General features: G+C 64.5%; 4 protein-coding genes. All 4 read right to left on the bottom strand.

The window, feature by feature from the left end:
* Window positions 1-590, bottom strand: a 590-nt coding sequence (locus tag VIM95_RS19690) for a response regulator transcription factor (RefSeq protein ID WP_331989132.1), incomplete at its 3' end; no start/stop codon positions are given.
* Window positions 591-627: 37 nt separating this feature from the next.
* Window positions 628-1770: a sensor histidine kinase gene (locus tag VIM95_RS19685; RefSeq protein ID WP_331989130.1), complete on the bottom strand. Its 1143-nt coding sequence runs from the start codon at window positions 1768-1770 to the stop codon at window positions 628-630.
* Between the two features lie 13 nt (window positions 1771-1783).
* On the bottom strand, window positions 1784-3598 hold the full coding sequence (locus VIM95_RS19680; protein ID WP_331989128.1) for an amidohydrolase family protein: 1815 nt from the start codon (window positions 3596-3598) through the stop codon (window positions 1784-1786).
* Window positions 3599-3911: 313 nt separating this feature from the next.
* A partial coding sequence (locus VIM95_RS19675; RefSeq protein ID WP_331989126.1) for a porin occupies window positions 3912-4347 on the bottom strand: 436 nt, incomplete at its 5' end.

Here is a 4347-nt window from a genome sequence, read left to right as displayed (position 1 = left end):
CGCGCCAAGCGTGCCGCCTCCACCCGGTTGGCCGCCCCGAGCTTGCCGATAGCCTCCGACAGATAGTTGCGCACCGTGCCCTCGGATAGGTGCACGATGCCAGCAATCTCGCCGGAGGACTTGCCCTCCCCCGCCAACCTTAATACCTGCCGTTCGCGATCGCTGAGCGGGTCGTCGCCATCCCAGCCGGCCATCGCCAGTTCGGGGTCGATGGCACGGCCCCCGGCCGCCACCTTGCGGATGGCCATGGCCAGCTGCGCGCTGGGCGCATCTTTCAAGAGATAGCCGGCCACGCCGGCCTCCAGCGCACGACGCAGATAACCTGCCCGGCCAAAGGTAGTGACGATCACCACCCGTACCGGCAGCTGCGCCGCCTTGACCTTCTGTGCCAGCTCCAACCCGGTCACCAGCGGCATCTCGATATCGGTCAACAGGATATCGGGCCGCAGGGTCTGCACCAGTTGCAAGGCCGCCTGCCCGTCACCTGCCTCGCCCACCACATCCATGCCGCTTTCCAGCCGCAGCAGGGCCGCCAGGGCACCGCGTACCAGCGCCTGATCTTCCGCCAGTACGATCCTCAAATCTGCCAAGCTTGCCCCCATCCATCGTGAAATTCGCCGCCGCAGCCTAAGCGGGCCGCGCGCTCGCCGCAAGCGGCACGCTGGCACGCAGTTGCAAACCCGGTCGTAAAGCCTGCAGCTCCAGCTTGCCCGCCACCGCCTGCAGGCGTTCACGCATGCCGCGCAGGCCATGGCCGGCGACGATGTCGTCGGCACGACCGTCATCCTCTACCTGCAGTACCAGCTCCTCGGCATCGACCGCCAGTGCAATCCGGACCGACTGAGCATCGGCATGGCGGACAATATTGGTGCTGGCCTCCAGCACCGCCTGGGCCATGGCGTGCTCGCTGGCAGCAGACAGGGCGGGCAAGGCAGCGATGCTGAGTTCGGTACGTAAGCCCGCGGCCCGCAGCATGGTATCGGCGGCGCGCGCCGCATCGACCAGGCCCACGCTGCGCAGCCCGACGATAGCCTGCCTGACCTCGGCCAAGGCCGAGCGCGCCACGGAGGCCACCTCACGCATCTCGCCCGCCGCTCGTTCGGCATCGCCGGCCACCAGCTTGTGCGCCAGTTCGGCCTTGATCGCGATCAGGCTCAAGGTATGTCCCAGGAGGTCATGCAGGTCGCGGGCAATCCGCTCCCGCTCAGCCAGTTTGGCGAGGCTGGCGATCTCCTGATCCTTGCCGGCGATGGCCCGCCGCGAGGCCGCATTGACCCTGCCCCCCAATACTGCAAAGCCCCCACCCAGCAGCACCGCCGAGAGCACCCCGAAGTAAATGCCGGAGAGGTCATGCCAACTGAAGTAGGCAAAGGCACCCAGGGTGGCCAGCACAATCAACGCTGCCGATTCCTTCATCTTGGCCCGCGCACCTGGAAAGCCGGCGTAGATAAAGAAGGTGTGGGCGAAGGCGTTGTATGGGAATAGCAGCAGCCCGATCAGGAAGATCAAGCCACTGCCGATCCAGAGCTTGGGCCCGCTGGCGTAGAAGGTGCCAAAGTGCAGCGGCAGGAACAGCGCGATGGCGATCCCGGTCGCGATCCATGAGATACCCAGCTCACGGTGCAGCGGCAGAAAGAGAAAGGCCAGGTAGATCAGGTTGAGCCAGGGCCCGCCATGGTTATCGCCTTCATGCTCGTCATGTGCCCTGGCACTGGTCCGCAGCCGCTCGCCCCAACGCTGCCAGTGCGTCTGCTTGCTATCGTCGCTCATGTTCCTGCGCTCCTTATTCCACGATCAGCCGGACGTCGGCGATCTCGAACTGGAAGGGGCCTTGTCGCATGGCCGCCACAATGCCGAGGCCGGTAGTCGTCTTGGGGTCGAAGCCGGTGAAGCGGCCCCAGGCATAGGTCACCTCCTTCCAGTCCGGGTCAGCCCGGAAGGTGGCCGCGGCCGGCTGGAAGCCACCAGCCTGCCAGAAGGCCTGTACCGCATACAGTCCGCCATCGCCGCGTACCTTGAAACGGATGCCCCGCGCAGCGGAGAGATCCACCGGTGCAAAGGCCTGCTGGCCCGGCATAAAGCTCACCCCGGCCCAGGGGAAGGCAAAGCCCGGCTTGAGTTCACCCTTGAGCTGCAAGCTGGTCTGCTGTTCTGGGCCCTGACCGGCACTCAGCGCCACGACGGAATTGCCCTGTACCACCTTGTCCAGCGTCTCGATCCAGCTACCAAAGGGCGCCGCCAGCTTGAGCTGTCCAGATTCGCTGCTGAAAAGGCCAATCCGGCCGTCCTGCGGCAGCGCCTGCGGTTTGCGTGCGGCAGCCGCCACACGCGCCTGTTCCAGCGCCGCCACGCGTGCCTCGCGCAAGCCACTGACCGGCTTGCCATCCTTCCAGACTTCGACAATGGCACGGGTAGCGGTGATATCGCGGCTGGGGTCGCCCTGAACCAACAAGAGGTCGGCCTTCAGCCCCTTGGCGATCCGCCCCCGGTCCGCCAGCCTGAAGGCCTTGGCGGGTGCTGCGGTTGCCGCAGTCAGGGCCTCACTGGGGGTGAGCCCGGCCTGCACCAGCAGCTCCAGTTCACGGTGCAGGCTCAGACCATGCAGGGTGCCGGGGTTGCCGGCATCGGTACCCGCCAAGATAGGCACCCCAGCCGCCTTGAGCTGGCCGATACTGCTGCGCATCAGCCCATCGAGTCGGGCGCTGGCGTTGACCGGCCGAATGGTTCGGTCCAGCGCACCGCGCTGGGCCTCATCCAGCATGCTGGCCAGGGCCGGCACCTTCAGCAAGGTCGCGCCACCTGCCCGGCCAAAGATGCTCTCGTAGACGCTGTAGGTCGGTACGATAAACACACCCTTGCGCTTGGCCAGCGTCACGAAGCCGGCGTCGGCTTCCTTGTCGGTGAAGAGGTGGACCAGCCCGTCTGCGCCGGCCTCGATCGCCTCACTCGCCGCCTTGAGGGTCGAGACATGCACTACCGCCAGCTTGCCCTGGCCATGGGCCGCCTTGATCGCGGCGGTCAAGGTAGGCAGGTCCAGGGTAGTGAAGTTGAAACCGTAGCTCTTGCCGTCGTCGTACACGAGCTTGATATAGTCCGAGCCCTCCGCCACGCGCGCCGCCACAAAGGCCTCGGCATCCTCAGGCCGCTCCAGGGTCGGGATGGGTATGCCATATTCCGTACCGTGACCGCCCGGCGTGGTCACCAGGATGCCGGCACTGAAGAGGTCAGCCTCATCGTCCAGCGTACCCTTGGCCATGCGTTCCTTGGTCGGTTTGACCGCCGCGATGGGCATGAACATATCGAGCTGGGTAGTCACCCCCACCAGCACCGGCAGCTTGGCATTGGCAAAAGCATGCACATGGCTGTCGATCAGCCCCGGCAGCAAGGTGCAATCCACACAGCGGCGCTCCTTGGCATCCTTGGGCAGCTCACCGCGGAAGTCGGCGTCGACGATCTTGCCGTCGCGTATCAGCACACTGTGCTTGCCCTGCATGGCCTGCCCGTCGAACACCGCCACATCACGGATCAGGGTTGCATCGGCACAGGCCATGCCGCTCAGGCAGGCGGTCACCAAGAGGGAAATCAGATTCAGACGCATGTTTGCTCCTCCTTTGTATTGATGGAGGGCATTATGCTCAGCCTCGCCGCAACCAGGCAGTCGCAAGCGTCAGGACTTGCACATGACAGATGTCATGTCGGAAAAATGCAAAAAGGTGCCCAAAGGCACCTTTTTGTACTGCCATGGCAGAGCGATCCACGAACGAGTGTCAGCGAGGCTCCCTCGCCTTAGGCGAGGGCAGGGGGAGTGGGGCCAATAAAGCGAAGGCCGCTTGAACTTCCCCTGCCGATTAACACCCGGCTGAGCCGGGTGCTGCACCAACACTCACCGATTAAATGCTCTCAATCCGTGATCAGAAGCGGTAGTCGCCACCGATGGTCCAGGTCGACAGCTTCACGCCTTCCAGCTTGCTGTACTGGTTGTATTCGCCACGGATGCCGAATTCCTTGGTCACGGCGTAACGGGCGCCAACGCCGAACACAGCCTTGGTCTTGCGCACGCTGTCGGAGAAATCGGGACCGGAGTCTTCAATCTTCAGGCTGGCGACACCCAGGCGGCCGAACACGCTGACTTCGTTGCTGACGGCGTAGCTGCCAACCAGCGAGGCCTGGATAGCGTGGGCCTTGTAGCGCTCGTCCAGGTTGTCAACCTTGCCCAGGTCGCGGTAGGCGACTTCGGCAGCGAAGTTGGGGTGGAACTGGTAGCCACCGAACACCGAGTAGGTGGTGTCGGTCTTGCTGATGTCAAAACCGTTGCCGGCGTCGGCTTCGATCTTGCTGCTGCCAACG

It is taken from the genome of Chitinimonas sp. (assembly GCF_036568685.1).
Lineage (GTDB): Bacteria > Pseudomonadota > Gammaproteobacteria > Burkholderiales > Chitinimonadaceae > Chitinimonas.
Note: the sequence above shows the minus strand (reverse complement) of the source record. Positions and strands in the feature narration are given on the sequence as shown.